At 31.8% G+C, this 2,746-nt stretch carries 4 protein-coding genes and 1 pseudogene; all 5 read left to right on the forward strand.

Going from position 1 to position 2,746, the window contains the following annotated elements:
* Positions 1-452 (forward strand): annotated as a pseudogene (locus KHW44_RS08190) (hypothetical protein); the annotation flags it as partial.
* Between the two features lie 252 nt (positions 453-704).
* Positions 705-1,106, forward strand: a complete 402-nt coding sequence (locus KHW44_RS08195; RefSeq protein WP_273497950.1) for a class C sortase — start codon at positions 705-707, stop codon at positions 1,104-1,106.
* Positions 1,107-1,217: 111 nt separating this feature from the next.
* The gene (locus tag KHW44_RS08200) at positions 1,218-1,385 is read left to right on the forward strand and encodes a hypothetical protein (RefSeq protein ID WP_304068284.1); all 168 of its coding nucleotides are present in this window, start codon (positions 1,218-1,220) and stop codon (positions 1,383-1,385) included.
* Entirely contained in the window at positions 1,328-1,867 is a 540-nt protein-coding gene (locus tag KHW44_RS08205) for a zinc ribbon domain-containing protein (RefSeq protein WP_304068291.1), read from the forward strand. Before KHW44_RS08200 ends, KHW44_RS08205 begins: the two co-directional genes overlap by 58 nt.
* A 79-nt stretch (positions 1,868-1,946) precedes the next feature.
* Positions 1,947-2,746: ATP-binding protein (locus KHW44_RS08210; RefSeq protein ID WP_304068287.1), on the forward strand; the 800-nt coding region annotated here is incomplete at its 3' end.

A 2,746-nucleotide genomic window follows, 5' to 3' on the forward strand; every position in this document is an offset into this window, starting at 1 on the left:
AAGGAATTCTAGGGTTAGAAGCTGCCTGTGCATCCTTAACTGAAAAAGGAGATAAGGTTTTAGTTTTAGATAATGGCTTATATGGAAGATGGTTTGATGTCAATTATCTTGGCAATATGAAAGATGGTTTTACAATTGTAAATAAAGAAAAAAAACCAACAGAGCCAGGTAAGCCAGAAGAACCAAATACACCAAATAAACCTAATGACCAACAAGAACCAAATAAGCCAGAAACTCCAAAAGATCCAGAAAAGCCAAATAACCCTGGAACACCAGTTAAACCAAATACTCCTAAGACTCCTTTGCCAGGTAAGCAATTACCTAAAACAGGAAACGGATTAAATCCATCAACCTATGCTTGGATTTTACTAGGACTTGGTAATCTTTCTACTTTTGCTGGAATTCGAAGAAAAAAGAGAATAAGATCAAGAAGAAAGAAAAATGTCAAATAAGCAAAAAAAGATCATTTAAGTAAATTTCTTCTTGCAGTCGGGTTAATATTCATTGTTTTTTCTATTGCTTTTCTATTTCTAAACCACAAGAGGATAGAATTAAAGAAAGAAGAATCTATTAATCTGGAAAAACAAATAAAACAAGAATTACCTCCTTTTGAAAATTACGAACAGGAGAATAGACCTGAAGAGATAGAACAAAATGTTGCATCAAAAGACTCTATAAAAGATACAGCTATAGGCGTTCTTAGAATCGATAAGATAGGAGTCATTACCCCTATTAGTGATAATACAAGTGAACAATCTTTGTTAGAAGGTTCAGGTATTGTTGAGGATACAGATATACCGACTTCAGAGGGAAATACTATAACTGTTCTTGCAGGGCACAGAGGAGGAATAAACGAAACACAATCTTTTCTAAATATTGACAAGTTGGAAAATGGTGATAAGCTAAAAATTACTACTAGAGAAGAAGAACTCTATTACAAGGTAGTTGATAAAGAAGTGATTGAACCTACGGATTGGAGTAAATTTACACGAGAAGAAGGAAAGACCAAACTCTTTTTAATGGCGTGTCATCCTTATCCCAAAAACGATAAAAGGCTTTTAGTAAAAGCTGAGCTAGTCAAAAATGATGAAGAGATAAACAATTAAATAAGCAATATAAAAAACTATCCATTGAAATTTATTTCTTTGGATAGTTTTTTGTTGCTGTTTAAAACATAGACTCATAAATTGAGAGGCAAATTATGAAGTAACAAAAGCATGGATACTATTAGCTATAAACTTTACTCAAAAAAAGAAGAATTTATTCAAGCAAATACGCCCTTTCAAGTATTGTCTACTGCTCTAAATGCGGGGATATTTATAGAAGAATTGCTTGGAATAACAGAGGAAAAAAATACACCGTTTGGAGGTGTTGTACAAGAGTAACCCATGGACCAGATGCCTGCCATGCAAGAACAATAAAAGAGGAAGACCTACAAGAGGCAGTCGTAGAAGCCATCAACCAACTTATATCGGAAAGTAGTGAATTAAAAGAAATAATAAAAGAGAATATAGAAAAAGCCATCACAGGTAATGGAAGTAGGCAGATAGAAGAAATAGATAAAGAAATGCTGGCAGTTCAAGAAGAACTTTTAAAAGTTGCTAATGCCAAGAAAGACTACACAGACCTTGCAAATAAGGTAGAAGAATTAAGAAATGAAAAAGAAAAGATACTTCTAAATGTGGCGGAAGAGAAGAATGTAAAAAGTAGATTGATGGAATTAGAAGAGTTTTTAGATAATCAGGAATCAGAAATAGAAAGATATGATGAAGATTTAGTAAGAAAACTTATAGAGAAGATAGTAATTTATGAAGAAAATTTAAAAGTAGTATTTAAATCTGGACTTAAGGTTGAGATTGAAAAATAGACAGCTCTAGATATAGGGCTGTTTTTTCTTTGCCTACAAATGATATAATATAAATAATAAATATTTGTGGAGAAGGTATATGGTTGAACTAGAAGAAATATTGGAATTGATGAATCTTAGGCAGGAAGGTGGGCACTGGGATTTTAAGAAAGAATGGTATAAATCTGATAATAAAGGAAAGCAAGACTTACTTCATGATATTATTTGCATGTCTAATAATTTAGATAGTAGAGATGCTTTTATAATAATAGGTGTCAACGAAGATGATAATTATAATCTTAGAGATGTGAGTGAAGACAATGGAAGAAAAAACACTCAAAATATAGTTGATTTTCTAAAAGACAAAAAATTCGCAGGTGGTTTAAGGCCAACGGTATATGTAAAAAGCTATCAAATATCAAGTAAAACAATTGATGTAATAGTAATATTAAATGAAAATAACACACCGTATTATTTGACAGATAAATTTCAGGAAATTAGAGCATATTATATTTATACGAGAATTCAAGATACTAATACACCTATAGATAGATCAGCAGATGTAGATAAAGTTGAATTTTTATGGAAGAAGAGATTCGGATTAACTCAATCAGTATTAGAGAGATTAGAGATTTATCTTGAAGACTATGAAAATTGGAATGATGGTCCAAATGGTGAGATGCAGAAGTATTATAAGTATTTTCCAGAATTCACTATAGAATATGAAAGCGCTAGAGATGAAAGAGATGGATATGAATATTATCTTTTTTCTCAAACAGACTCAAGGCCACATTGGTATGATATAAAATTTAAATATCATCAGACATTATTGAAAGAATTAGGTGGGGTTGCTTTAGATGGAGGTAGGTACTTCACGCCTTGCCCTGAAATAGATGGAAT

Source organism: Finegoldia magna (genome assembly GCF_018371055.1).
In the GTDB taxonomy this organism is placed as follows: Bacteria; Bacillota; Clostridia; order Tissierellales; family Peptoniphilaceae; genus Finegoldia; species Finegoldia magna_I.